Source organism: Allobosea sp. P2_B12 (genome assembly GCF_056404835.1).
Genome location: NZ_JBFUDG010000010.1, coordinates 150,999 through 173,322, shown reverse-complemented (window position 1 = coordinate 173,322; position 22,324 = coordinate 150,999). Strand labels below are relative to the sequence as shown.

Genomic DNA, 22,324 nt, shown 5'->3' with positions numbered 1-22,324 from the left:
GCGGCGTAGGCTGCTGCCGGCCGTGGGTTCGAGCGGGCCGATTGGACCACCCGAACTCTTGGCTTCATCGGGCCTGGCGTTGACCCGTGGGCAAGTCTCGATCGAGTAAGAGCTGTGTAACCCGCATCTCGGGGTTCAGCCGACGCAATCCATCGATCAACCTTGCGCCAGCTTCGAGCAGCGACTGGACAGGCATTGGGTTCAGCCGCTCGAGCACGAACCACATCGCCGTGCTGTTCTCGGTGATCCTGGTCCGAGCGCCTTGGCGCCAGTTCCACCGACGACATGTGACACCTTGGGAATCCCGCCAGATCACCTCGCCGCGATCGACGGATTCGATCTTCGGCATCCCCTCGGCCATCGTGTCGAAGTGTTCCCCACCGGACGCCTGAACGAGCGTCGGAGGGCCGTCGTAAAGGGTCGCGTCCTCGCCGCCGATCGGGATCGCATATCGGACGCTGAGGGCGTTGTAGAGATCCACGACCGCGTTCACTGCGGGAAGCGCGCGATCCCGTTCGGCTCGTTTCCGCAGCGCTTCCGCTGAGCACGGCGTGCGCTGCGGTTTGGCTCCGAACGCTCGATAGGCGTCGCGCCATGAATTCAGGTGGGTCTCCGCCCAGGGCGCCGCGTCGAGTTCGCTACAGGCGCTGTCGAGGAGGGCCATGCTCCACGCGTCGCTCGGTCCGTTCAGTGCGAGCTCTGCATGGATGCTGAGGGCAGCATAGTCCGGGCGCAGTGCGAAGATCTCGGGTCCGATCAGGGGTTCGACGGCCATTTTCGGTCCTTAGTCCTCTGTTGACGCCGAAGTGCGTGGACGGCAGAATGCACTAATGACCGAAATAGTCAATATAATGACCGATGACTCTCACGATGGCGATCCTACCCGCGCGGTGCATGCCGCCATCGCGGCCCGCATAGCTGTGCTGCGAAAGTCGCGTCGCCTCTCCTTTGATCAACTTGCGGCGCGCTGCGGCGTCAGCAAGGGCATGCTGGTCCAGATCGAGCAGGGCAAGGCCAACCCCAGCATCGGAACGCTTTGCAGAGTTGCTTCCGGCCTCGGCGTCTCGGTTGCGGAACTTGTCGAGGTGTCGGAGGCAGGGGAGCATTCCATTCGGATCATCGCTCCTGGTGAGGCTCCGGTCCTGTGGCGCGGCCCGCACGGTGGCACGGCTCGACTGCTGATCGGCTCGGACGGCCCGGAGATGTTGGAGCAGTGGATGTGGGAGCTGAATCCCGGAGAGCGTTTCGAAGCGCAAGTCCATCCCGCGGGAACGCAGGAATTGATATCCGTTCTTGAGGGGAGTCTCGTCCTGGAACTGGCTGGAGCGAGTCACCTGATCATACAGGGCGGCTCCGCGCATGCCCGAACCGACTGCGAGCATGCGTATGCCTGTGTCGGCCAAAGCTCGACTCGCTTCGTCATGGCCGTGCTGGAACCGCCGACGGACTAGGCAGCGACTGGGGTGGCCCGGCCCTCGACCTCTCGACGAAAAGAGGGGCTGCGCGAGTGACCTTGGTCGATGGTCCATTCCACCAACGGCTCCGGTGCCTGGTGCTCGATGGCCTTGAGCGCGCCGATCGGGGCTCGGCGGCAGCCGACGTGGGTGGTGCACGGGTGAGGACAGTGCTGGGCCTGCCGGTCCCGCCGACCGCACGTTCCAAGAATGGGAACAGTATGCTTGCCTGACCCAGGGCCAGCTTTGTCACGCCGAAATATAGTGAGGAACCCGACACCGATGGCGAGGCAGTTCCTCAGCGTCGTGAGAGGCGATCTCGACATAAGGCGCCTGCTGCTGCCTTTGGCGCGGCCGAGCCGGTCCGAGCTTGAGGCGCTGACCGAGGCCGGGATCGACCTGACCGTTCACTTTTATGCACCGCCCGTGGCGTAGCGGCGACCTGTCGTTCGGGACACCTCAATTTTTATGCTTGCCAAGCAGGAGGAGCTGCTGCCTTGGATTTTCGCGAATGTTACGGATGACCGACGTGAAGACGGCGGCTGGCAGCGGATCCGGTAGCTTGCTGGGGTGTCTTGGCAGAGAGGACTTTGATGAAACAGCCGTCAGAAACTGGGGCTGCGTGGCGACACGCCAATGTGGGACGGCTCCTCAACAATGCGGTCCGTCGTTTCGAGGCACGGGTGCTCGATCTCATGGCGCAGAGCGGGCATGGGGAGACACGGATCGCGCATGTGAGCCTGACGCGCAATCTTGATGTCGAGGGAACACGGTTGACCGAGCTCGCGCGTCGCGCGTCGATGACCAAGCAGGCGATGGGCGAGTTGGTAGACCAGTGCGAGCTGCTCGGGTTGGTTACGCGATCGGTGGATCCCACAGACCGGCGGGCCCGAATCGTCACCTTTACCGTTGCCGGACATGCTTGGCTTGGGGCGTTCCGAGACGCAGTGGATGTCGCAGAACGAGAGATGCGCTCGGAACTGGGCGAGAAGTCCATGAACGCAATTGTGACGGGCTTGTCGTCGTATGGCGCGTCGTTCGATACTCTCGGATCAATTTCGTCAGGTAACTTGACTAAATGAATCTGACCGCTATCATTTCCCTGTTCTTAAACGGGGGAGCGCCACGGCATTGAGTTCATCGATCGGTATGTTCGCCTGAACAGGGCGATAGCCGCTGAGGAAAAGATGCGCTCGTAGGCCGTGGCTTTAGCACGCCCCGCCTGAGGCCGTCGATCGGCCGAGCTGGGTAGAGGATAAGTAATGAAGATCGCGATAGCGGGCGCCGGCATTGGCGGCCTGACGGCGGCGCTTTGCCTCCATAGAAAGGGATTCGAAGTCGAGGTTTTCGAAGCGGTCGAGTCGCTCCAGCCGCTCGGCGTCGGCATCAACGTTATGCCCCATGCCTCGGGTATCCTGCATGGGCTTGGGCTTGGCGACAGCCTCGACGACATGGCGATCCGGACGCGCGCTATCGAATATCGGACTCGCTTCGGCCACCTGATTCAATCGGATCCGCGATCGGTCGAGGCCGGCTTCGATTATCCGCAATATTCGGTGCATCGAGGCGAACTCCAGTTCATGCTCCTCGACGCGGTCCGGAGCCGCCTTGGCGCCAGCGCTGTGACCCTGGGCACGGCCATCGCCGGCTTTACGCAGGACGGGCACGGCGTGTGCGCGACCTTCTCCGATGGCGCGATCGCGCATTGTGACCTTCTGATCGGTGCGGACGGTTTCCGCTCTATCGTGCGCCGACAGCTTCATCCGCAGGAAGGCCCCCCACATTACGAAGGCACAATGATGTGGCGGGGCGCCAATCTGCAGCCGGCTTTCGCGGATGGGCGCACGATGTTTATCGCGGGCGACCATAATGTGAAATTCGTGTGCTATCCGATCAGCGCTCGTGCCGCCCGTAGCGGTAACGCGCTGGTGAACTGGGTGGCGGAGGTGCGCCACGACCAGCCGCGCGCAGCCGACGACGCCGATTGGACGCGCGAGGGCGGCCGGGACTTCATCGCGTCCTTTCTCGGCTTCCAGATGCCGGATATCGACGTCGTAGAACTTTTGCGAAATACGCAGAAGATCACGCAGTACCCGATGATCGATCGCGATCCATTGTCCTGGTGGACGCAGGGCAGGGTCAGCCTTCTCGGCGATGCTGCCCACCCGATGTATCCCATCGGCGCAAACGGAGCCTCGCAGGCGATCCTCGACGCGCACGTCTTGGCCGAGGCATTGTCCGGCGTGGATGGACCGGAAGGACTCCTGGCATATGAGGCGATCCGGCGGCCGATCACCACAAATGTCGTGCTGAACAACCGCAAATCCGGCCCTGAACGTGTGCTCGATATTGCGGCTGCGCGCGTCAAGGGGCCGGAAGATCGCATCGAGGACCTGATTTCCGCGGCTGAGCTGGAAGAGGTTGCCGCGAGTTACCGGCAGGTCGCCGGCTTCATCAGGAAAGCGGGCTAGGCATGCGCACCTTCTACGCGGGCTTCGAGCCGGGCCAGCCGCCCGTTCGTGTCAGCCTGGGTGCCGGGCTGCGTCATGCGGTCGGGACGGAACTTGCGACGCTCGGCCTAGCGCGCGCACTCGTCCTGACGACGCCGGAGCAGGCAGCTCAGGGAAGGCTCCTGCAGGCCGATCTCGGTCCGCTTGCGCATGGCTTGTTCAGCGGGGCAATGATGCACACACCGGTCGAGGTGACGGAGGCGGCGCTGGAAGCAGCGCGCGGGGCCGATTGCCTCGTCGCCATGGGTGGTGGCTCGGCCATCGGCCTCGCCAAGGCCATCGCCTTGCGCACTGATCTTCCGCAGATCGTGCTGCCCACCACATATGCCGGCTCGGAAGCGACGCCGGTGTTGGGGCAGACCGTCGATGGCGTGAAAGAGACGCTCCGATCTCCGAAGGTTCAGCCGGAGATCATCCTTTATGATCCAGAGCTCGCTGTGACGCTGCCGGTCGGCTTGAGCGTGACCAGCGGCCTCAATGCGATGGCGCATGCCATCGAAGCGCTCTATGCGCGCGACCGCAATCCGCTTTCCGATCAATTGGCGCTCGGCGGCCTGCGCGCGTTCCGTGATGGCTTGCCGCAGATCGTGGCCGACCCTGGTAGCCCGCCGGCCCGCGAAGCGACATTGTTCGGTGCCTGGTTGTGCGGCACGGTACTCGCCCAGGTCGGCATGGCCTTGCACCACAAGCTCTGCCACGCTTTGGGTGGTGCGTTCAACCTGCCTCACGCGGCGATGCACGCGGTTCTGTTGCCGCATTCAGCCGCCTATAACGCCGAGGCTGCCCGTGCTGAGCTTCGGCCCGCGGCCGAGCTTTTCGGCGGCACGATCGGCGGCGGCTTGTATGATTTCGCCGCCGCGCTCGGGGCTCCGCTCGCCCTGCGCGATCTTGGTCTCGCCGAACGCGATCTGGAGCGGGCTGCCGACCTCGCCGTGCGCAACCCCTACTGGAATCCGCGACCGGTCGAACGGGAAGCGGTGCTGGGGTTGCTGCGGAACGCGTGGGAGGGCCGGAGGCCGGAATAGTAGCGGTGCGCGACCAACCTCCAACAAGCATCGACAAGACGATCATCGGGGAAATGCCATGGCAGTCTACTTCAGTGAGGACGCTTCAGTCGAGGCCGTAACGGCGCGCGTCGGGACGAATGTCGATCAGCGGCTTGCCCAGGTCATGGCCTGTCTTGTCAAACACCTTCACGCCTTCGCCAAGGAGTGCCAGCTGAGCCAGGCGGAGTGGGAAACGGGTATCGCCGTTCTGACGAGAACCGGTCAGATGTGCAGCGAGGAGCGGCAGGAGTTCATCCTGCTGTCCGACACGCTCGGTTTCTCGATGCTTGTCGATGCCATCAACAACCGCCGCCCAGCCGGTGCCACCGAGAATACGGTGCTCGGCCCCTTTCATGTCTCCGGCGCGCCCGTCCGCCGGATGGGTGACAGCATTACGCTCGACGGCAAGGGCGAAAGTTGCCTCTACGAGGGCCGGGTCCTCGACCTCGACGGCAATCCGATCGAGGCCGCGCGGATAGATGTCTGGTCGGACAATCCCGACGGCTTCTATGACGTGCAGCAGCCCGATGTCCAACCGAAGTGGAACAACCGCGGCATCTTCACCACGGGCCCGGATGGGGCGTACCGGTTCATTGGAATCAAGCCGGTTTCCTATCCGATCCCGAATGACGGGCCGGTTGGCCAAATGCTCGGCCATCTGGGGCGCCATCCCTACCGGCCCGCCCACATGCATTTCATCGTTTCGGCCGATGGCTATCAGAAGGTCATGACGCATACCTTTGTCGGCGGCGACCCCTATCTCGATTCCGATGCCGTATTCGGGGTCAAGGAGACGCTCATCGCTCCTTTCGAGCGCGTCTCCAATGGAGGCGCCCTCTGGCGTTCGCCGTTCGATTTCGTGTTGACGCGCTCCTAGCGCATGCGCTGCCGCAGGGCGCGACGGCATCGTGCGAGCCCGCCGCGTCATCTGCAAGTTACCCGACCAAGCCGCGTCGGCCGCGCTCCGATCAAAGCCTTGATTTGAGCCGGACGGGTAGTTTTCAGCTGAAGTCCATTGTCGCGTTCAGGGTTAGGGCAACCGCCACCCTCAGCTCGCGTGCTTTATCGAAGGAAGATGCGCCCGGCGCGGCGATGATCCGCGCTGGGCGCTTCGCACTCTCGCTACTTGCTGCTGTACTCGGTCACGAGCGAGCGCGCGTCCTTCAGGAGCGTCTCGCCATCCGCGCCTTTGGCTTTTACGTCCTTCAACCACTCGGCGATCACCGGTTCGGTGGCGCTGATCCACCGCTGGTACTCCTCGTCCGACAGCGACGTGAAGGTATTGCCGCGCGCCTTCGCGAGCTGGCGTGCCGGCTCGATCGTGCTGTCCCAGACCTGGCCGGCCTGCCTAGACAGCACCGCGCCGCTGTTTCGGTCGATGATGGCGCGCAGATCGGCCGAAAGGGAGTCGTATCGCGGCCGGTTCATCGCGAGGATGAAGATGGCGTTGCTCAGCTTCGCCCGGCCGGGCGGTGTCTCGGTATGCTTAGTGGCGATTTCCTCGAGCTTGAGTGTCGGCATCACTTCCCAAGGCGTGGAAAGCCCGTCGATCACATTCTTCGCGAGCGATTCCGGAACCTGCGGTATCGGCATCTGAATCGGGACGGCGCCGAGGGCAGCCAGGGCCTTGGCGCCGATGCGGCTTGGAGCGCGCAGCTTCAACCCCCTCAGGTCCTCCATCGTCTTGATAACTTTCGCGATGGTGTGGACGTGACTACCGTCATGGACGTGAGCTGCGAGCAGGTGCAGGCCGCGGTACTCGTCGAGCGCGTGGCGTTGCACATATTCCCAGAACGCCTCGCTGCTGCCGGCCGAATTCTTCGTCATGAACGGAAGCTCGAACACTTCGGACTTCAGGAAGCGCCCAGCCTGATAGGTCGGCAGCGTCCAGACGATGTCCGCAATGCCATCCTTCGCCTGGTCGAAGAGCTGGGGCGGTGAACCTCCTAGCTGCATGCTGGGATAGATCTGGCACTTCAGGCGGCCATCGGACTCCGCCGAGAGCTTGGCGCACCAGGGCTCGATCAACTGCTTCTGTACAGTCGAGTTGGACGGGAGGAAGTGATGCACCTTCAATGTCACGGTCTGCGCCTGCGCCAGGCCGCTCAAGGTTGCGACGGCCAGCCCGAAGGACGCGGCCAGTAGTGAACTACGGCGTAACATCTGTTTGTTCTCTCCCAGGTTAGCCGGCGTATCGCACGAGAAAGAGCGAGATCGCCGGGAACAGTACGAGCGCCACGATGCGGATGAGGTCGGACGCCAAGAACGGAATGACTCCCTTGAACGTCTCTGAGAGCGGGACGTCCTTGGCCATCCGGTTGATGATGTAGACATTCAGGCCCACGGGTGGATGGATCAGGCCGATCTCGACGACCGTCAGCGCCAGGATTCCGAACCATACGGATTTGTCGGCGGGCGACAGTCCAAAGAAGTCCAACCCCATCACCACAGGATAGAAAATCGGAATGGTCAGGAGGATCATCGCGAGCGAGTCCATGACGCACCCAAGGAAGAGGTAAATCAGCAGGATGCCAGCCATCACCAGCAACGGGGGCAGGCCACTTGCGGAGACTGTGGACGCCAGCTCCGCTGGGAGTTGCGAGACCGCAAGAGCCGTGTTCATCATGTCGGCACCGAGCAGGATCAGCATGATCATCGCGGTCGACTGGGCCGTGCCGAGCAGGCTGTCGGCGAAGGCGCGCCAGCCGAATCCGCCCTTTGCCACGGCGATCGCTCCGCATGCCGCGGCTCCCACAGCGGCGGCCTCGGTGGCGTTTGTCCAGCCGGCATAGATGCCGAAGATGACGATCACGAAGACAAGCAGGATAGGGATGACACCAAGCAGGCTGCTCAGGCGATACGACCAGCTCGCCTTCGGTCCCGCTGGACCGGCTTCCGGATCGCGGCTGACGATGATGCGCACGACGGTCATGTAGCCGAGCGTCGCCAATAAGCCCGGCACGACCGCAGCGGTGAAAAGCTTGCCGATCGATTCCTGGGTCAGGATCGCATAGATGACGAGCGGGATGGACGGCGGAATGAGGATGCCGAGCGTGCCGCCGGCGGCCAGCGCGCCGGTGGCGAGGCTGCCCTTGTAACCGTGGCGCCTGAGCTCCGGCAGAGCCACCTGTCCCATCGTTGCCGCTGTTGCGACCGACGAGCCGCAGATCGCGCCGAAGCCGGCGCAGGCGCCGATCGCCGCATAGGCGATGCCGCCGCGGCGATGGCCGATGAATGCGCCGACGAAATTGAACAGCCCGCGACTGAGACCGCCCTGGGTGGCGAACTGCCCCATCAGCAGGAACAAGGGAATGACCGCCAGATCGTAGTTGGAGAGGCGCGCATAGGCGAGGTTCTTCAGCGAAGCGAGAAAAACCGTCCAGTTCCAGTCGATGAGATAGCAGTAGCCTGCGGCGCCTGCCGTGAACATCGCGATGCCGATCGGTGTTCGCGCTGCGATGAGAACGAGCAGGCCAACGAAAACAAGATACCCGATGCTGGTGTGGCTCACGCGCCGCTCCTATCGTCGCAAACGAACGGCCGGACGGCCATGTAGACGCCGGCAACGGCCTGCAAGACGAAGCCGGGGACGACAAACGCCTGGGACAACCAGATGGGCCATGAGAGCAGCGCCGAGGTCTCGCCGGCTTCGTGCAGCGCCACCGCTCCGACTGCCGTTCGCCAGGCAATCAGAGCCGCAACGAGCCCGAGCAGCAGAGAGCCGAACGCGTCGAATCTTCGCGACCATGCCGGACCGAACTGGTCGGCAACGATGCCGACGCGCACATCACCGTTGGACAGGTGGCAGAAGGCGAAAAAGCAAGCGAGCGCGGGCGCCGCCAGCAACTGCACAATCTCGACATCGCCGACGATCGGCGAGGCCCAGAGTTTGCGGCCGATCAGCGACGCCAGAGACATGGAAACGACCGTCACCATCACGAGGCCGCCGATGATGGCCAGGCCTTGCGAGACTCTGAAGATCAGCCGCCCGAATGGGTCGAAATGGTGGAATGCCGGCTCGTGCGCTTCCATGCGCGCTCTCCCTACGCGTGTTGGTTCGGATTTTTAAGGGCAACCAGGTCGCGCATGCGGACCAGTTTGAGCAGTGTCTCGGTAACCGGCACGCTTCGGCCAAGCCGAACCGCTTCCGCGACGACGGCACCGTTGATCGCCTCGATTTCGGTTCTTCTGCCGGCGAGAATGTCCTGCAGCATCGAGGGCCGATGTGAGCGGTGTGACTGGAACGCGTGTTGCAGCATCGTCGCCACCTTCTGTTGGTCGGCTCCGAGCCCTTTCGCCCGGGCAACCCCGACGACTTCATCTGCTACGGTGCCTGCGAGGCTACGCCCGTTTGCATCGTCGCCGATCTCGCCGACCGTCAGCCCGGTCATCGCTGCGACCGAGTTCATCGCGGCATTGAAGGCAACCTTTTCCCAGATCGCGGCTTCCACGTTTGGGTCGGCCGTGCCGCGCAGTGTCGCACGATTGAGTACGTCTGCGATTGCGCGGACTGCGGGCTCGTCCCGGCCGCTCATGTGCCAGATCCGGATCTCTCCCTGGCCGACGCTGCGAACATGCGCCGGTCCGACCGAATCCACGGCCCAGTTGGTCATCCCGACGACGATCCGATCCGAATCGACATATCGGGCGAGAAGCGCGGCATTGCCGAGGCCGTTCTGAAAGGTCAAAAGATGGCTGGCGGGGCCCAGCAGATGGCGGCAGCTTGCGATGGCCGGTTCGGTATGGGCGGCTTTCGTCAGGATGATCAGCAAGTCGAAAGGCTGCGTCAGATCGCTTGCGAGACTGGCGGGAACGGTAATTTCCAGCGTCACCTGGTCGCTCTCTAGGCGCAGGCCCGCGTCGTTGATGGCGCTCACCCGGGCTGGATCGTTGTCGATCAGCGTCGTGGCGTAGCCGGCATGGGCCAGCCGCGCGCCGACGAAGCTGCCGAGTGCGCCTGCCCCGATGACCGCAATGCGCTCCGGTGCCATTGCTTGCGGCTGTTCGGCGGTATCCGGGTGAGGTTGAGACGTCACGCTGATGCGCCTGCGAACGCGTCGTCGAGAAAGGCGTGTGTCAACAGATAGCTCGTGCGCGTCGCCGCGGCTTCATACTTGGCGATCCCGGGCACATCGGCGTCGGGATCGGTGAAGGCATGGATCACGCCGCCGAAGACCATCAGTTGCCATCGGGCGCCAGCGTCCTGCATCTCGGCTTCAAATACATCGCGCTGCGCTTTGGGTGCGATGGGGTCCTCCGAGCCGTGCAACGCCAGGATCGATGCGACGAGGTCGCCACGGCTTGCCGGCAGGGATGAGGTGAGGTCGCCATGGATCGAGACGACCGCAGTGATGTCGGCACCGCTTCTTGCAAGTTCGAGCACGCTTTTGCCGCCCAGGCAGAACCCGATGGCAGCCCGCCGTTTCGGGTCGCCGACACCGAGCGAAGCGGCTTCCTCGGTCGCGACCCGGAGAGCTGCTGCCATGCGGCGGCGGTGCTCTTTCGGATCGTCCTTTAGCGCTTCGGCCAGTGGGCCAGCCTCCGCCACCGATTTCGGGCGACGGTCGCGGCCGTAAAGATCCGCGACGAAGATCGCGTAGCGATCTCCTGCAATCAGCTTGGCTTGCTCAACAGCCTCTTCGGACACTCCCATCCAGTTCGGAGCCATCACCACGATCGGCCGGTGAGCAGCGGATGAGGCGTTGAATACGAGCTTGCCGAGATAAGGCTGGCCGTCGATCTCGTACGGACAATCGTTCACATGCATCGCGGGGCCTTTCAGAGGAGAGCGGACGGCGCGGCTTCCGCCTGCCTCAGCCGGGTCGGAAGCGCTTCCCAGATCTCGCCGGCGTCGAAGGCGCTGAAGAAGATGCGATTGCTGGAGGTCGCCATGATGCAACGCACACCGCCACCCGCGGTAGGCAGCGGGAATTCGGTGATCGTGGAGCCGTCGGCCGATGCGCGACCGATACAGCTCGTTGCATTCTCGGTGAACCAGAGGTCGCCGGCTGTCGTCGTGACGATGCCGCGAAGCGAGGCCTCTGGGCTCGGCACGGCATATTCCGTCATTTCGCCGTTGCAACCGATGCGCAGCAGCGCATTCGCATCGGTGAGCACGGCCCAAATCGAGCCGTCAGGATGGCAGGCGAGGGCGCGCGGCGCGCTGCTCAGACTTGGCGTCCGATATTCGCGCAAGGTGCCGTCGAGGTTCAATCGGCCGATTTTGCCGGCGCCGACCTCGCTGAACCAGATCTCGCCGTCGCGAACCACCAGCGAAAGCGGGCGGCTGGTCGTTTCGAGATGTGCGGCCTGTACGACCTCGCCGTCCGGCGTGACGTAAGAGATGCGTCCGGCCTCCACCTCCGAGAACCAGACATTGCCGTCCGGTCCAAGGATCAGGCCGGTCGGCCCGGAATGAGCCGGGAGGGGAAACTCCGTGATTGCACCCTCTAGGGTGATGCGGCCGATCGCGTCGCTCCCCTGTTGCGCAAACCATAGCGCGCCATCGCCGCCAACGGTGATGCCCACAGGAAACGCGCGCGGGTTCGGTAATTTAAACTCGACGATCTCGCCTGATCTCAGGTCAAAGCGGCCAATGGCCGAAGCCTGACTCTGGCAAAACCAGAGACCTTCATCAGGTCCTTCCACGATGATATAGGGGCCACTCGCATCGGTAGGTGGCCGATAGACGCGAAAGCCGGAAGCGAAATCCGAAGCAGCCGTGCCCGACTTGACCAGAGTGCCGGCGCTGGTCGATCCAATCACATCCATGAGCATGTTCCCGGTGAATGCGGCGTGCCGCAGCAGGATGTCGCGAGCCAGATGGCCTAATGCTCAGCGCCGTAGAGTTGTACGGTGCCTCGATCGACTGGTATGTCGAGAAGGTAGGGGCCCTCTTCTGCGAGGGCTTCGCGCAGTTGCCCGGGAAGGCTCGCGGCGTCGCTGACGCGAGCGGCGCGACAGCCGAGAGAACCCGCAAGGGCAACGAAATCGATGCCGGGCAGGTCGATGCCGGGGGGAGCGGAAATCTGCATGCTGCGGCTGAAGGCGCGCATGGCACCGTAGCCGGCATTGTTCAGAACCAGGAATGTGATCGGGAGGCGGTGCTGCGCTGCCGTCCAGAGCGACTGGATAGAATACATGGCCGAGCCGTCGCCGACGAGACAGACAATCCGCCGCCCGGGCCGGGCCAGTGCAACTCCGATCGAGGCCGGCAGGCTGTAGCCCAATCCTCCGCTCGCCATCGTGTAGAAGCTGTCGGCGCCGGCCATCGGCAGATAGCGTTGGATCGCAGGGCGGTGCGATGGTGCCTCTTCGACGACGATGGCGTCTTCGGGGAGCAGTCCCGACAGCAGGTCGAGCGCAAAGGCTCCGGGGATCGGATCTGCCGGTGCGGGAGCCGGAGGCACGAGGCGCGCCGGGGGCGGTTCCCTGCTGCTCGGTGCGAGCTGCTCCAGCAGCGCTGCCAGCGAGGGGCGCAGCGCGCCGATGATGCTTTGGGCTCCATAGGCGACCGCCGCCTCGGTCGGGTCGTCGGTCAGTTGCCAGATCGTCGTTCCGTCGTGGATCACCGCGCAATGACCCTCGACATGGAAGGTGAAGACCGGCGCTCCGAAGACGACGATCAGGTCGTAGGGTTCCAGTGCCGCCGACAGCGGCTCGGGCGCCGCCTGGAGAAAGCCTGAGAATAGCCTGTGCCGCTCGGGGAAGCTTGCCCGGCTGGACATCGGGCTTGCCCAAACCGCGGCGTTGGCGCGCTCGGCCAGCGCGACCATCGTCTCGACGGCTCGAGCGCGATCGACTGCAGGACCGACGACGAAGGCGGGTCGCCTGCTGGCGCTGATCGCTTCAGAGAGCCTGACTGTCGCTTCGGCGTCCGGCCCGAAATCATAGGCGATGGAACGCGCCGGAAATGGCGAAGTGGCGTGCGACCAGTCATCCGAGGGCACCGATACGAAAGTCGGCCCGCGAGGATGCTGCATTGCCGTATAGTATGCGCGCGCTATTGCGGCTGGCACATCCTCGGGCCGTGCGGGTTCGGCGCTCCATTTCACGTAGGGCTTCGGAAATTCAGCCGCTTGCTCGGCATAGAGATAGGGCTGCAGCGACAGCAGGCTGCGGGCTTGCTGGCCTGCCGTGACGACGAGCGGCGTCTTGTTGCGGAATGCGGTGAACAGGTTGCCCAGCGCGTGTCCGAGACCAGCTGCCGAGTGGAGGTTCACGAAGGCTGCGTTGCCGGTGGCCTGAGCATAGCCATCGGCCATGCCGACGACGCAGGATTCCTGCAAGCCAAGGACGTAGGGAAGTTCGTCCGGCCATTCGCGCAAAAAGTTGAGTTCCGTGGATCCCGGATTGCCGAAGACCCGGTCGATCTTCAGCGAGCGCAACAGATCGAGCGTTGCCTCTCTGACGGAAAGACGCACGCTTGCGGTTGAGTTTCTGCTGTTCATGCTGTGATGTCCGGCACTGATCGACAGCTGTCGAATGTTCGGGTTGCGTCCGTTTGCCCGGCCCCGGTCAAAGGGAAGATAGGCATTCCGGGGCGTGGCGTTCCGGGGCGGAGGCCGTGCGCTGCGGCGCGCCTCAGAACGGGTAATGCTTCGGGGCGGTCTCGATGGTGATCCAGCGCAGCTCGGTGAATTCGTTCACGCCTGCCTTGCCGCCGAAGCGCCCATAGCCGCTACCCTTGGTCCCGCCGAATGGCATCTGTGCCTCGTCATGGACCGTGGCGCCGTTGATGTGGCAGATGCCGCTTTCGATGCGCTTGGCGACCGACAAGGCACGAGCGATATCGCGGCTGAAAACGGATGCCGCGAGGCCGTATTCGGTGTCGTTAGCGACCTTGATGGCCTCCTCTACGCCATTGACCCGAATGACGGAGACGGAGGGACCGAAGGACTCCTCACCATAGATCCGCATTGCCGGCGTTACGTTGTCGAGAACCGTTGCGGGCATAATGGTCCCAGCGACGGGACCGCCGGCGACGCGCGTAGCGCCCAGACGTATCGCATCGTCGACGAGCTCCTCGGCGCGGCGAGCGGCATCCAGCCCGATCATCGAGCCGATGACAACGTTTCCAGTTCTCGGGTCGCCGTGCGGAAGAGACTGCGCTTTCGCTGCCAGCTTGCGCACAAATTCGTCGGCGACACTTGCATCGACCACCACCTTCTCGGTCGACATGCAGACTTGGCCCTGGTTGATAAAAGCGCCGAATGCGGTTGCGTTCACGGCGGCATCCAGGTCTGCGTCGTCGAGCACCACCAGCGGCGCCTTGCCGCCGAGCTCAAGAAGGACCGGCTTGAGATGCCGCCCGGCGGTCTCGGCAATCAGCCTCCCGACGCGCGTCGAGCCTGTGAAATTGACCCGCCTGACCGCAGGATGCGCGATCAAAGCCTCGACGATCTCGGCAGCATCGGCCGGCGCGTTTGTGATCACGGTGATCGCGCCCTCAGGCACGCCTGCCTCACGGAGGACCTCGCCGATCAGACGATGCGTGCCCGGGCAAAGTTCGGAAGCCTTGAGAATGACCGTGTTGCCGCAAGCGAGCGGCATCGCAACAGCTCGAACGCCGAGAATGATTGGCGCGTTCCAAGGCGCAATACCGAGGCAGACGCCAGCCGGTTGCCGGACGGCCAGGGCCAGGCAGCCCTTTTCGTCGGACGGGATGACTTCGCCGGTTATCTGCGTCGTCATCGCAGCGGCCTCACGAAGAATGCCGGCAGCGAGCTTGGCATTGAACTTGGCCCAGATCGCGGTGGTGCCGATCTCCGCGACCATGGTCCGGACGAATTCATCCTGCCGCGCCTCTAAGAGATCAGCCGCCTTTAGCAGAAGCATGCGCCGCTGGCTTGGCCCAAGGCTGGACCAACCGGCCAAGGCTGCCTGAGCGGCCTCGACGGCGGCAATCGCCTCCGCCACCGTAGCCGCCACGGCGCGCGTCGCCACCTCGCCGGTCAGGGGGTCTAGGCGATCGAAGGTCCGCGCTGGTCCGGCGTCGATTTCGCGCTTGCGGATTGCAATCTCAGCTTCCATCAAAGTCTCTCCCTTCTGATTTTTTTCACACCCCGGGTGACCAGCCGTCGCAATGATCGGGAGCGCGCATTCGCCGATCAGCCGCAAGCCGGGCCCAAGGGCCTTTCCGAAAAAAGGAAGGTAACCTGACTAAAATGTCAAGCGTGGTGCAGGCATCATTGGCCGACACGTCGGCCAATGGCCCGCCGACCACGGTTCGCAGTCGCTACAATCGGTGGCCGCAGCGCCGAATCTGGCAACGCATCATTGAGACGACAGAGGCGGTCGGCCCCCGTGCCGACGGAACTTTCATCGACAGCACCTGCGTGAAGACGGATCGCTCGGCTCAAGGCTAAAAAGGGGGCCGCACGCAAGTAATTGGGACGTCGCGCGGGGCCGACAAGGCCTATGATGCCGACAGGCTGGGCAACTGGCTGAAGCGCACCAAGATCAGAGCCATCATCCCGTCTACCCCTGCGCGAAGAACGTCCTTATCCGCTCGACCGAAAGGCCCAATCGCCGATGCAATCTCATCGAACGGATGTTCTGCGAGTTCGAGAACTGGCGACGCATCGCAACCCGATTTGATCGCCTCGCATAGAACTACCCCTCTCAGGCTTGGCCTTGGCGGCCGTCGTATCAAAGTGGATCTGATTGAGTCCTCAAGCTAATTTTGTTGACTGGCCAAATGCCGTCCGGCGATGAAGCCGAACGTCATGGCGGGGCCGAGATTGATTCCGCCGGCCGGATAGTGACCGCCCATCACACTCGCCATGTCGGTACCGGCCGCGTAGAGGCCTTGGATTGGCGCATCGGATGCACTGAGCACCCGCGCGCTGCCATCTGTCTCGAGCCCCGCGAACGTACCGAAGCTGCCGGGCAGGACCTTGACCGCATAGAACGGCCCTTGATCGATTGGAGCGACGCAAGGGTTCGGCTTGTTGGTGGCATCGCCCTGAAGTCGGTTGTAGGGCGTAGAGCCCCGGCCGAACTCAGGGTCAGCTCCTTCTCGCGCGTGTTTGTTGAATTCTGCGAGGGTTTTTTCGAGACCCGTGGGATCGATGCCACAGGCCTTTGCGAGCTCGGCGATCGTCGCACCGACCTTGATGTAGCCGGACCTGGTGTAGGGCTCGACCGGCAGCGGTCTCGGTCGGGCGATGCCCAGCCCATACCGGCGCTGGAAAGCGCGCGTGCAGACCAGCCAGGATGCGACCTCCTCTCCATCCGGCACGGCTGCGAGCATGGCGGCGACATAATCGTGGTAGCCATCGCCCTCGTTACAGAAGCGTCTGCCGTTGCCGAGCACCCCAATGATCCCCGGCTTGCCGCGCTCGATGATGTGGGGAAAGCGACCAGTCGTGCCATCGGGAAAGGGAACGAGCGAGACCGGGCACCAGGCACCGGGCGCAGCGAGCATGGTGTCGACGGTACCGCCAGCCGACTCGCCCAGCCGCAAACCGTCGCCCGTCGCGGATGGAACGGCAAGCGTCCAATGCTGCCCATCGGCCGGAAAGGTGTCGCGGCGCCGCGCGGCATCGTGCGGGAACCCGCCGGCTGCGAGCACGACACCACGGCGCGCCCTGACTTCAAGCTCGCCGTCCCGTCTGTTCAAGATCGCGCCTCGAACTACACCGCCGTCGATCAACAGCCTGGTCGCGGGGGACGCTTCACGCAGATCCACACCGAGATCGGCGGCTGACCGGAGCAGCCGGCCGACGAGCGCCAGGCCGTTGCGGAGCTGCATGCCCCTGCCGTGGACGGCGAGGTCGATGGCGTGCCGGCCGAAGCGCCGGGCGACATGAACCAGAGCTCTCGGCGATCGCGTCACGTTCATGAAGGCGGCCAGGTCCGAACCGGCCTGGATGGTCATGCCCAGGAAGGTCGTCTCCCGCATTGGATGGCGAAGCCGCTTGATAAGATCCCCCAGGCGACGGGCGTCATACGGAGCGGCGATGACCGAGCGCCCTCCCGTCCCAGCGCCTGGAACAGCGCCGTAGGTGTCGCATATCCTGTTGCCGTCTTCGAATTGCAGAGCGGTGTTCTCCGCGAAGAAGGCCACCATCTCCGGCCCGGCGGTGAGGAAGGCCTCGACGCGCGCCTCGTCGAATTTATGGCCGAGGACATTCCGAAGATAGGTTCTTGGTGCGTCGATGTCCTCGACGATGCCGGCACGTTTGGCCAGCGGGTTGAGCGGCGCCCACATCCACCCGCCCGACCACGCGGTGGTGCCTCCGAAGACCGGCTCCTTCTCGGCCACGATGACCTTGAGACCATGCCAGGCAGCTGTGACAGCGGCAGACAGGCCGCCGGCACCGGAGCCGATCACCAGAACATCGCACTCTTCTACGTTCATAATATCAGGCCTGCGCCAGCTGTTCCTGGAAGAAGGTCTCGGCGTTCTTGGCCGCAGCCATAAGCCGCGCCTCGACCGACCAGGCAGCCTCGGCCGCGACGGGCGTTTCGATCACAAGCGGCGTGCTGTCAGGCAAGAGCTCAAGAATCTCGCCGAGCGGTATAATCCCGTCACCCAAATGAAGCCGTGAGGTGCGTGCCTCGACAGCCAGCTCTTCGAGCGCGGGAGAGCGGTCGGGGGCATCGCACAACTGGGCGTAAGCCATGCGGTGGGCCGGAATCTTGGCGAGATCGGCCGGCGCCGTCCTCGCGCGCTGGATGTGCAGCAGGTCGAGGATGAGGCCGGCATTGGATCGACCGGCCGCCTCGATCATAGAGAGGGCCTCGTCATATGTCCGGATGTCGCGGTAGAGCATGAACTCGACGCCGACATGGAGGTTAAACTGCGCCGCCTCGTCGCAGAGGCGGCCGAACAGATCGATGCGCTGCGCGGGGTCCAGAAACACGGTGTTGCCGATGAATTCGGTGCCGATGGACGAAATATGGGTCGCGCCCAGTTCTGCTCCGGCGGCGAGAGCCGGGCGCATCCGCTCGAAATCCGTCTGCGGGGACAGGATGAAGGCTTCGATGTCGAAAACGCGCATATCATGGGCGGCCAATGCCGCCTTCACCGCCCTCATCATGTCGGGGTGGCCGACCACCTCGTGCTGAAGCGGTTGCGCCGTCGCGCTCATCATCAGCAGGCCGACCGCACCGAACCCGGCTGCAGCGGCCTTCTCGATGAACTCGACCGGGCTGATGCGCCCGATCGTAAGGTTGGCAACCGAGACTTGGCGCAGATCGATGGCTTTTCTCATCGCACGGACTTTCACTGTTTAGGGTCCCGGTCGTCGTCGCCTGCCAGCGGATGGGCTCAGCGGTAGCTGAAGCCCGTACTGGTCGCCCACCAGTTCAGGATGGTCTCGCGGTCCTTCAGAGCCTTTTCGAGATCCAAATCCATCAGCTTGACCTCCGTCAGGACGGGCAAGCCCTTAGGCGAGGCGACGCCGGTCCTTACCGGATAGACGCCAGCCTCGGAGAAAACCGCCTGCATCTCGGCCGTCAGAGCGAAGTCCGCCAGCAGACGGGCCGCGTTCGGGTTGGGAGCTTTGGCGCTGATGCCGATGGCGTTGAACTGGGCGACGCCGCCAGATGCCGGAATTGCCATCGTGACAGGCGCCCCCTTGGCGATGATGCCCGAGACCGCTGTGGTGATGTTGAAGAAGTCGAGCGGCCGTTCGCCCGTCTGGAGCTTCGTCGCCATCACGCCCATCGACGGATTCAGTTCGCCCTTGGCGCTCCGGAAGCCTTTCAGGATCGCGCCACCCTTTTCTGGCCCATAGGTCTGGTAGAGCGCAGCGACCGTGGCGAATGTCGCTGAGGAGGAACCGGGGTTCGACATCGCGCCCAGACCTTCCCATTCCGCTGGCGGAGTGATGTAGTCAGTCCAGTCCTTGGGTAGTGGCTTCTTGGCCATGGCCTCGTGGTTGTAGGCGAACATGATGAGGTTGCCGTTGCCGCGAACGTAGCCACCGCCAGCAGGAAGGCCGAGCTTGGTCAGACTGCCCGCTTCGCTGCTGGTGAAGGTGGCGAGATACCCGGACGTCTTGGCGGTGATGACGGTGTCTTCCGCCTGGTACATGACGTCCATCAGCGGACGGTTGGCCGCGTTCTCGGCCACGAAGCGGTTATAGATCTGCCACGCATCGCCAGTCGCCGACGTGACTTTGATCTTCGGATATTTGGCGCCGAATGCTTTCAGCAGCAGCGGGACGGTGAAGGGGTCGCCATAAACGACGATCTGTCCTTCCTTTTCGGCTGCAGCGATCAAGGCGGCATCGGCAGCCTTGACCGATTGCGTGACGGGCAAGGCCAGCAGAGCAAGCGCGCTCGCGGTGGCAAATCCGCGCAGCACGCCGCGCCGGGTTTTGGTGAATGTCATCGTATTCCCTCCGATTTTCGCTTCTGACGAAGTCTGTTGTGAGACCGCACACGTCCTGCATCCGAACGCTCCACCGCGGTTCCATGGAGCGCCGAGTTCTTCAGGCCTGCCCTTCGAAGAGGTGAGCCAAGTCAGGCGCGACGGTCAGCGACAGACGGTCGCCGACGGTGAAGCGCTGGTAGCCATAGGTCACGACGATCTGGGCCCCGATGGGTGTGTCGACGCGGAGTTCCCGTCGATCTCCGACAAACATCACCTCTCGGACGAGGGCCGGCAGGCCTGCTTCCCCTCCACCAGAGACCCTCCACGATTCAGGACGGACCATGCAGAGCGCCTCTCGCTCCGTGGCGCCGCCCTGGATGCTGCCTCGCGTGATGACCTCGCCGGACGGCAAGGCTGCAACGCTGGCGCCGCCCTTGTCGGGCCGGATCGCAACATTGAAGAGATTGGCCTTCCCGAGGAACTCGGCCACGTAACGAACGACGGGGCGGAAGTAGAGATCCTCTGGAGGCCCCTGCTGAACGACGCGCCCCTTATCGAAGAGGAAGATCTCATCGCCCAACGACATCGCCTCTTCCTGGTCGTGGGTCACGAATAGGATCGTGGCGCTAATCCGCTCCTGGAGATGCCGGATCTCCTGACGCATCTCGACACGCAGCTTGGCGTCGAGGTTGCTGAGAGGCTCGTCCATCAGGATAAGACGGGGATTGCCGACGAGACAGCGCGCGATCGAGACGCGCTGCTGCTGCCCGCCGGACAGTTTCATCGCACTCTTCTCGGCCTGGTCGCTGAGGCCGACGATCGCGAGCGTCTCCTTGACGCGCCTGGCGATCTCATCCTTCGGCACCTTCTGCGCCTGAAGCGGCATCGACACATTGCCCGCTACGGTCAAATGCGGCCAGATCGCGTAGGATTGGAAGACCATGCCCAGCCGACGCTTCTCGGGCGGCTGGTCCACGCCGCGAGCCGAAGCGTAGACGACCTCGTTCTCGATCAGGATCTCGCCCCCGTCGGGGGTCTCCAGCCCAGCGATGCAGCGCAATGTCGTCGTCTTGCCGCAGCCGCTGGCGCCCAGCAGCACGGAAATCTTGCCGGACTGAAACGTCACGCTGAGATCGTCGATCGCGCGCAGGGCCCCGAATGATTTGGTCAGTCCTTCAACTCGAACGCTCATGTCAGTTTCTCCTGGCGCTGCACGCTCGGCTCAAGTTGCCGCGATCTGCCGCTGTTTGGTGATGTGCGTGACGAACCACATGACGCCCACGCCCAGCAGCAGTTGCAGCAGCGAAAGCGAGGCGACGAGGGAGAATTCCCCGACCGCCCAGGTGTCGAAACTCAGGATCGACAGCGTGCGCGAACTCGTCGTGTAGAGCGGGAGCACCATCGACAGTTCGGAGATGAAGATCGAGTACACCATCACCCAGCTGGAGATGATCGCCGGCAGGACGAGCGGCAGCGTGACGCGCCACATCGTGCTGCCCCACCCGAAGCCCGAGATGCGGGCGCTCTCTTCAAGCTCGGGATGGATCTGGATCAGGCTGCTGGTGATCGACCGCACGGAATAGCTGATGTAGCGCCCGATTAAGCCGATGATGATGATCCAGACCGTGCCGTAGACGCTCCACGGCACCCATAGCCAAAAGAAGCTGACCCCCAGCGCGAAGGCGAGGCTCGGCACCGACATCGGCAGAAGGACGACGTGCTCGAGGAACTGCCTGCCGCGCATGCGCGTCCGTGCCGTGATCCACGACACGATCAAGCCGAGAACTGTGGTCGCGCTCGCTGCGAGAATCGTAATGAACAGGCTGTTCCAGAGCGTGGAGCGCACATCCTGGGATTCCCAAAGGAAGGCGATGTTGTTCCACGTAAACTTCCCCGACCAGGTGTAGGTCGAGACGGACGCCGCAATGATGATGAAGATCGGTCCGACCACCGTCAGCAGCAGGTAGAGCCAGATGATGCCTGCTACGACATAGCGCCCTGCGGCCAGCTGGATGATGCGCGGCCGAAAGCCCTTGCCGGTCACCGTGACGAAGGACCGCCCGCGCAAGGCCCAACTCTGAAGGAGGTTGGCGATGACAGAAAGGACCATCAGGTAAATCGCGAGCACGGCGACGATACCGAAGCTCGGCGGAAACTGTTGCAGTTCGAGATAAATCCGCGCCGTGATGAGGTAGATTTCCTTCGTCATCCCAAGGAGGACGGGCGTGCCGAACAGGCCGATGCTGATCACGAAGGCGAGCACCGAGCCCGACAGGATTGATGGCGCAACGACGGGAAGTGTGATTTGGAACATGGTCCGCACACGGCTGAGGCCGGCGACTTGCGCCGCCTCCTCGAGGCTGGGATCCATGTTGCGCAGCGCCGAAGCCACGATCATCATCACATAGGGCGCGATGTAGATGCCAATCGTCCAGATGAGGCCCGTATAGGTGTAGATGTCGAGCGGTTCACCCAGCCCAAGCCCCTTGGTCGGCAGATTGAACAAGCCGATCCGCGGGGCGCCGATCAAGACCCATGCGAAGGCGCCGATGAAGGGCGGGATGAAGATCGGCATCGTCGCGAGCTGTTCCAGCAGCCGCGCGAAAGGCACGTTGGTGCGCACCAAGCACCAGGCGAGGATGACACCGATGACGGCGGCGAGGATCATGGATCCGATCGAGACGACGACCGTGTTCCAAGCGGCGAACCAATAGCCGGACTGGCTCATGACTGTCTTGACGGCGCTCAATGTGAGGACAAGACGCCCGCCCTCGGTCTCGACGAAGCCGCGGACAACGAGAGCGATCAAGGGCAACAGGGAGAAGACAGCCAGGACCATGCACGCAAGCGTCAGCCAACCGGCCTGCCTGAGCGACCGCGACGGAGAATGCTTTAAAAACGGCGGCATCCCTCCCCGGGGCGGCGCCATCTGAGCGATCGTTTCAGTCGACATGACACCTCCCATCGTGCTTTTTGCCGAGACCTTGT

General features: G+C 63.5%; 20 protein-coding genes. 6 read left to right on the top strand and 14 right to left on the bottom strand.

Annotated features, from left to right (window positions below; genetic code table 11):
• Positions 1 to 64 precede the first annotated feature (64 nt).
• Positions 65 to 775, bottom strand: coding sequence for a B3/B4 domain-containing protein (locus AC1DYU_RS21245; protein WP_476793358.1), 711 nt, complete (start codon positions 773 to 775; stop codon positions 65 to 67).
• Positions 776 to 830: 55 nt separating this feature from the next.
• Here AC1DYU_RS21245 and AC1DYU_RS21240 point away from each other — a divergent pair, with 55 nt between their 5' ends.
• The 6 genes from AC1DYU_RS21240 (at position 831) to AC1DYU_RS21215 (ending at position 5,887) form a co-directional block, all read left to right on the top strand.
• Entirely contained in the window at positions 831 to 1,451 is a 621-nt protein-coding gene (locus AC1DYU_RS21240) for a helix-turn-helix domain-containing protein (protein WP_476793357.1), read from the top strand.
• Positions 1,452 to 1,736: 285 nt separating this feature from the next.
• Positions 1,737 to 1,889, top strand: a complete 153-nt coding sequence (locus AC1DYU_RS21235; RefSeq protein WP_476793356.1) for a TetR family transcriptional regulator C-terminal domain-containing protein — start codon at positions 1,737 to 1,739, stop codon at positions 1,887 to 1,889.
• 158 nt (positions 1,890 to 2,047) lie between these two features.
• Positions 2,048 to 2,536, top strand: coding sequence for a MarR family winged helix-turn-helix transcriptional regulator (locus tag AC1DYU_RS21230; protein WP_476793355.1), 489 nt, complete (start codon positions 2,048 to 2,050; stop codon positions 2,534 to 2,536).
• A 180-nt stretch (positions 2,537 to 2,716) separates the two neighbouring features.
• Complete coding sequence (locus tag AC1DYU_RS21225) at positions 2,717 to 3,925, top strand: flavin-dependent oxidoreductase (protein WP_476793354.1); 1,209 nt, start codon at positions 2,717 to 2,719, stop codon at positions 3,923 to 3,925.
• Positions 3,926 to 3,927: 2 nt separating this feature from the next.
• The gene (locus AC1DYU_RS21220) at positions 3,928 to 4,989 is read left to right on the top strand and encodes a maleylacetate reductase (RefSeq protein ID WP_476793353.1); all 1,062 of its coding nucleotides are present in this window, start codon (positions 3,928 to 3,930) and stop codon (positions 4,987 to 4,989) included.
• A 58-nt stretch (positions 4,990 to 5,047) separates the two neighbouring features.
• Entirely contained in the window at positions 5,048 to 5,887 is an 840-nt protein-coding gene (locus AC1DYU_RS21215) for a dioxygenase family protein (RefSeq protein ID WP_476793352.1), read from the top strand.
• A 245-nt stretch (positions 5,888 to 6,132) separates the two neighbouring features.
• Here the strand turns inward: AC1DYU_RS21215 and AC1DYU_RS21210 are convergent, their stop codons facing one another.
• The 13 genes from AC1DYU_RS21210 to AC1DYU_RS21150 all read right to left on the bottom strand — a co-directional run bounded on the left by AC1DYU_RS21210 (position 6,133) and on the right by AC1DYU_RS21150 (position 22,265).
• Entirely contained in the window at positions 6,133 to 7,173 is a 1,041-nt protein-coding gene (locus AC1DYU_RS21210; protein ID WP_476793351.1) for a TRAP transporter substrate-binding protein, read from the bottom strand.
• 19 nt (positions 7,174 to 7,192) lie between these two features.
• Complete coding sequence (locus AC1DYU_RS21205) at positions 7,193 to 8,521, bottom strand: TRAP transporter large permease (protein WP_476793350.1); 1,329 nt, start codon at positions 8,519 to 8,521, stop codon at positions 7,193 to 7,195.
• Positions 8,518 to 9,042, bottom strand: a complete 525-nt coding sequence (locus AC1DYU_RS21200; RefSeq protein ID WP_476793349.1) for a TRAP transporter small permease — start codon at positions 9,040 to 9,042, stop codon at positions 8,518 to 8,520. The genes AC1DYU_RS21205 and AC1DYU_RS21200 overlap by 4 nt, the downstream gene beginning before the upstream one ends.
• 11 nt (positions 9,043 to 9,053) lie before the next feature.
• Positions 9,054 to 10,046 carry a ketopantoate reductase family protein gene (locus tag AC1DYU_RS21195; protein ID WP_476793348.1) on the bottom strand — a complete coding sequence of 331 codons (993 nt, stop codon included), beginning with the start codon at positions 10,044 to 10,046 and terminating at the stop codon, positions 9,054 to 9,056.
• A complete protein-coding gene (locus tag AC1DYU_RS21190) occupies positions 10,043 to 10,777 on the bottom strand; it encodes a dienelactone hydrolase family protein (RefSeq protein ID WP_476793347.1) in 735 nt (244 codons plus the stop codon). The genes AC1DYU_RS21195 and AC1DYU_RS21190 overlap by 4 nt, the downstream gene beginning before the upstream one ends.
• An 11-nt stretch (positions 10,778 to 10,788) precedes the next feature.
• Positions 10,789 to 11,781 carry a Vgb family protein gene (locus tag AC1DYU_RS21185; RefSeq protein ID WP_476793346.1) on the bottom strand — a complete coding sequence of 331 codons (993 nt, stop codon included), beginning with the start codon at positions 11,779 to 11,781 and terminating at the stop codon, positions 10,789 to 10,791.
• A gap of 56 nt (positions 11,782 to 11,837) precedes the next feature.
• Positions 11,838 to 13,460: a benzoylformate decarboxylase gene (gene mdlC / locus AC1DYU_RS21180; RefSeq protein ID WP_476793345.1), complete on the bottom strand. Its 1,623-nt coding sequence runs from the start codon at positions 13,458 to 13,460 to the stop codon at positions 11,838 to 11,840.
• Between the two features lie 133 nt (positions 13,461 to 13,593).
• Positions 13,594 to 15,042, bottom strand: coding sequence for an aldehyde dehydrogenase (locus AC1DYU_RS21175; protein WP_476793344.1), 1,449 nt, complete (start codon positions 15,040 to 15,042; stop codon positions 13,594 to 13,596).
• Positions 15,043 to 15,688: 646 nt separating this feature from the next.
• Entirely contained in the window at positions 15,689 to 17,374 is a 1,686-nt protein-coding gene (locus tag AC1DYU_RS21170) for an FAD-dependent oxidoreductase (protein ID WP_476793343.1), read from the bottom strand.
• A 4-nt stretch (positions 17,375 to 17,378) separates the two neighbouring features.
• A complete protein-coding gene (locus AC1DYU_RS21165; RefSeq protein WP_476793342.1) occupies positions 17,379 to 18,245 on the bottom strand; it encodes a sugar phosphate isomerase/epimerase family protein in 867 nt (288 codons plus the stop codon).
• 41 nt (positions 18,246 to 18,286) lie between these two features.
• Complete coding sequence (locus tag AC1DYU_RS21160; RefSeq protein ID WP_476793341.1) at positions 18,287 to 19,243, bottom strand: ABC transporter substrate-binding protein; 957 nt, start codon at positions 19,241 to 19,243, stop codon at positions 18,287 to 18,289.
• Between the two features lie 211 nt (positions 19,244 to 19,454).
• Positions 19,455 to 20,528: an ABC transporter ATP-binding protein gene (locus tag AC1DYU_RS21155; RefSeq protein WP_476793340.1), complete on the bottom strand. Its 1,074-nt coding sequence runs from the start codon at positions 20,526 to 20,528 to the stop codon at positions 19,455 to 19,457.
• 30 nt (positions 20,529 to 20,558) lie between these two features.
• Positions 20,559 to 22,265, bottom strand: coding sequence for an ABC transporter permease (locus AC1DYU_RS21150; RefSeq protein WP_476793339.1), 1,707 nt, complete (start codon positions 22,263 to 22,265; stop codon positions 20,559 to 20,561).
• Positions 22,266 to 22,324 lie beyond the last annotated feature (59 nt).

Excerpts from the sequence above, each read along its gene's own strand:
- AC1DYU_RS21245 (WP_476793358.1), bottom strand. The coding sequence starts at position 775 with ATGGCCGTCGAACCCCTGATCGGACCCGAGATCTTCGCACTGCGCCCG.
- AC1DYU_RS21240 (WP_476793357.1), top strand. The coding sequence starts at position 831 with ATGACCGAAATAGTCAATATAATGACCGATGACTCTCACGATGGCGAT.
- AC1DYU_RS21235 (WP_476793356.1), top strand. The coding sequence starts at position 1,737 with ATGGCGAGGCAGTTCCTCAGCGTCGTGAGAGGCGATCTCGACATAAGG.
- AC1DYU_RS21230 (WP_476793355.1), top strand. The coding sequence starts at position 2,048 with ATGAAACAGCCGTCAGAAACTGGGGCTGCGTGGCGACACGCCAATGTG.
- AC1DYU_RS21225 (WP_476793354.1), top strand. The coding sequence starts at position 2,717 with ATGAAGATCGCGATAGCGGGCGCCGGCATTGGCGGCCTGACGGCGGCG.
- AC1DYU_RS21220 (WP_476793353.1), top strand. The coding sequence starts at position 3,928 with ATGCGCACCTTCTACGCGGGCTTCGAGCCGGGCCAGCCGCCCGTTCGT.
- AC1DYU_RS21215 (WP_476793352.1), top strand. The coding sequence starts at position 5,048 with ATGGCAGTCTACTTCAGTGAGGACGCTTCAGTCGAGGCCGTAACGGCG.
- AC1DYU_RS21210 (WP_476793351.1), bottom strand. The coding sequence starts at position 7,173 with ATGTTACGCCGTAGTTCACTACTGGCCGCGTCCTTCGGGCTGGCCGTC.
- AC1DYU_RS21200 (WP_476793349.1), bottom strand. The coding sequence starts at position 9,042 with ATGGAAGCGCACGAGCCGGCATTCCACCATTTCGACCCATTCGGGCGG.
- AC1DYU_RS21190 (WP_476793347.1), bottom strand. The coding sequence starts at position 10,777 with ATGCATGTGAACGATTGTCCGTACGAGATCGACGGCCAGCCTTATCTC.
- AC1DYU_RS21185 (WP_476793346.1), bottom strand. The coding sequence starts at position 11,781 with ATGGATGTGATTGGATCGACCAGCGCCGGCACTCTGGTCAAGTCGGGC.
- mdlC (WP_476793345.1), bottom strand. The coding sequence starts at position 13,460 with ATGAACAGCAGAAACTCAACCGCAAGCGTGCGTCTTTCCGTCAGAGAG.
- AC1DYU_RS21175 (WP_476793344.1), bottom strand. The coding sequence starts at position 15,042 with ATGGAAGCTGAGATTGCAATCCGCAAGCGCGAAATCGACGCCGGACCA.
- AC1DYU_RS21170 (WP_476793343.1), bottom strand. The coding sequence starts at position 17,374 with ATGAACGTAGAAGAGTGCGATGTTCTGGTGATCGGCTCCGGTGCCGGC.
- AC1DYU_RS21155 (WP_476793340.1), bottom strand. The coding sequence starts at position 20,528 with ATGAGCGTTCGAGTTGAAGGACTGACCAAATCATTCGGGGCCCTGCGC.
- AC1DYU_RS21150 (WP_476793339.1), bottom strand. The coding sequence starts at position 22,265 with ATGGCGCCGCCCCGGGGAGGGATGCCGCCGTTTTTAAAGCATTCTCCG.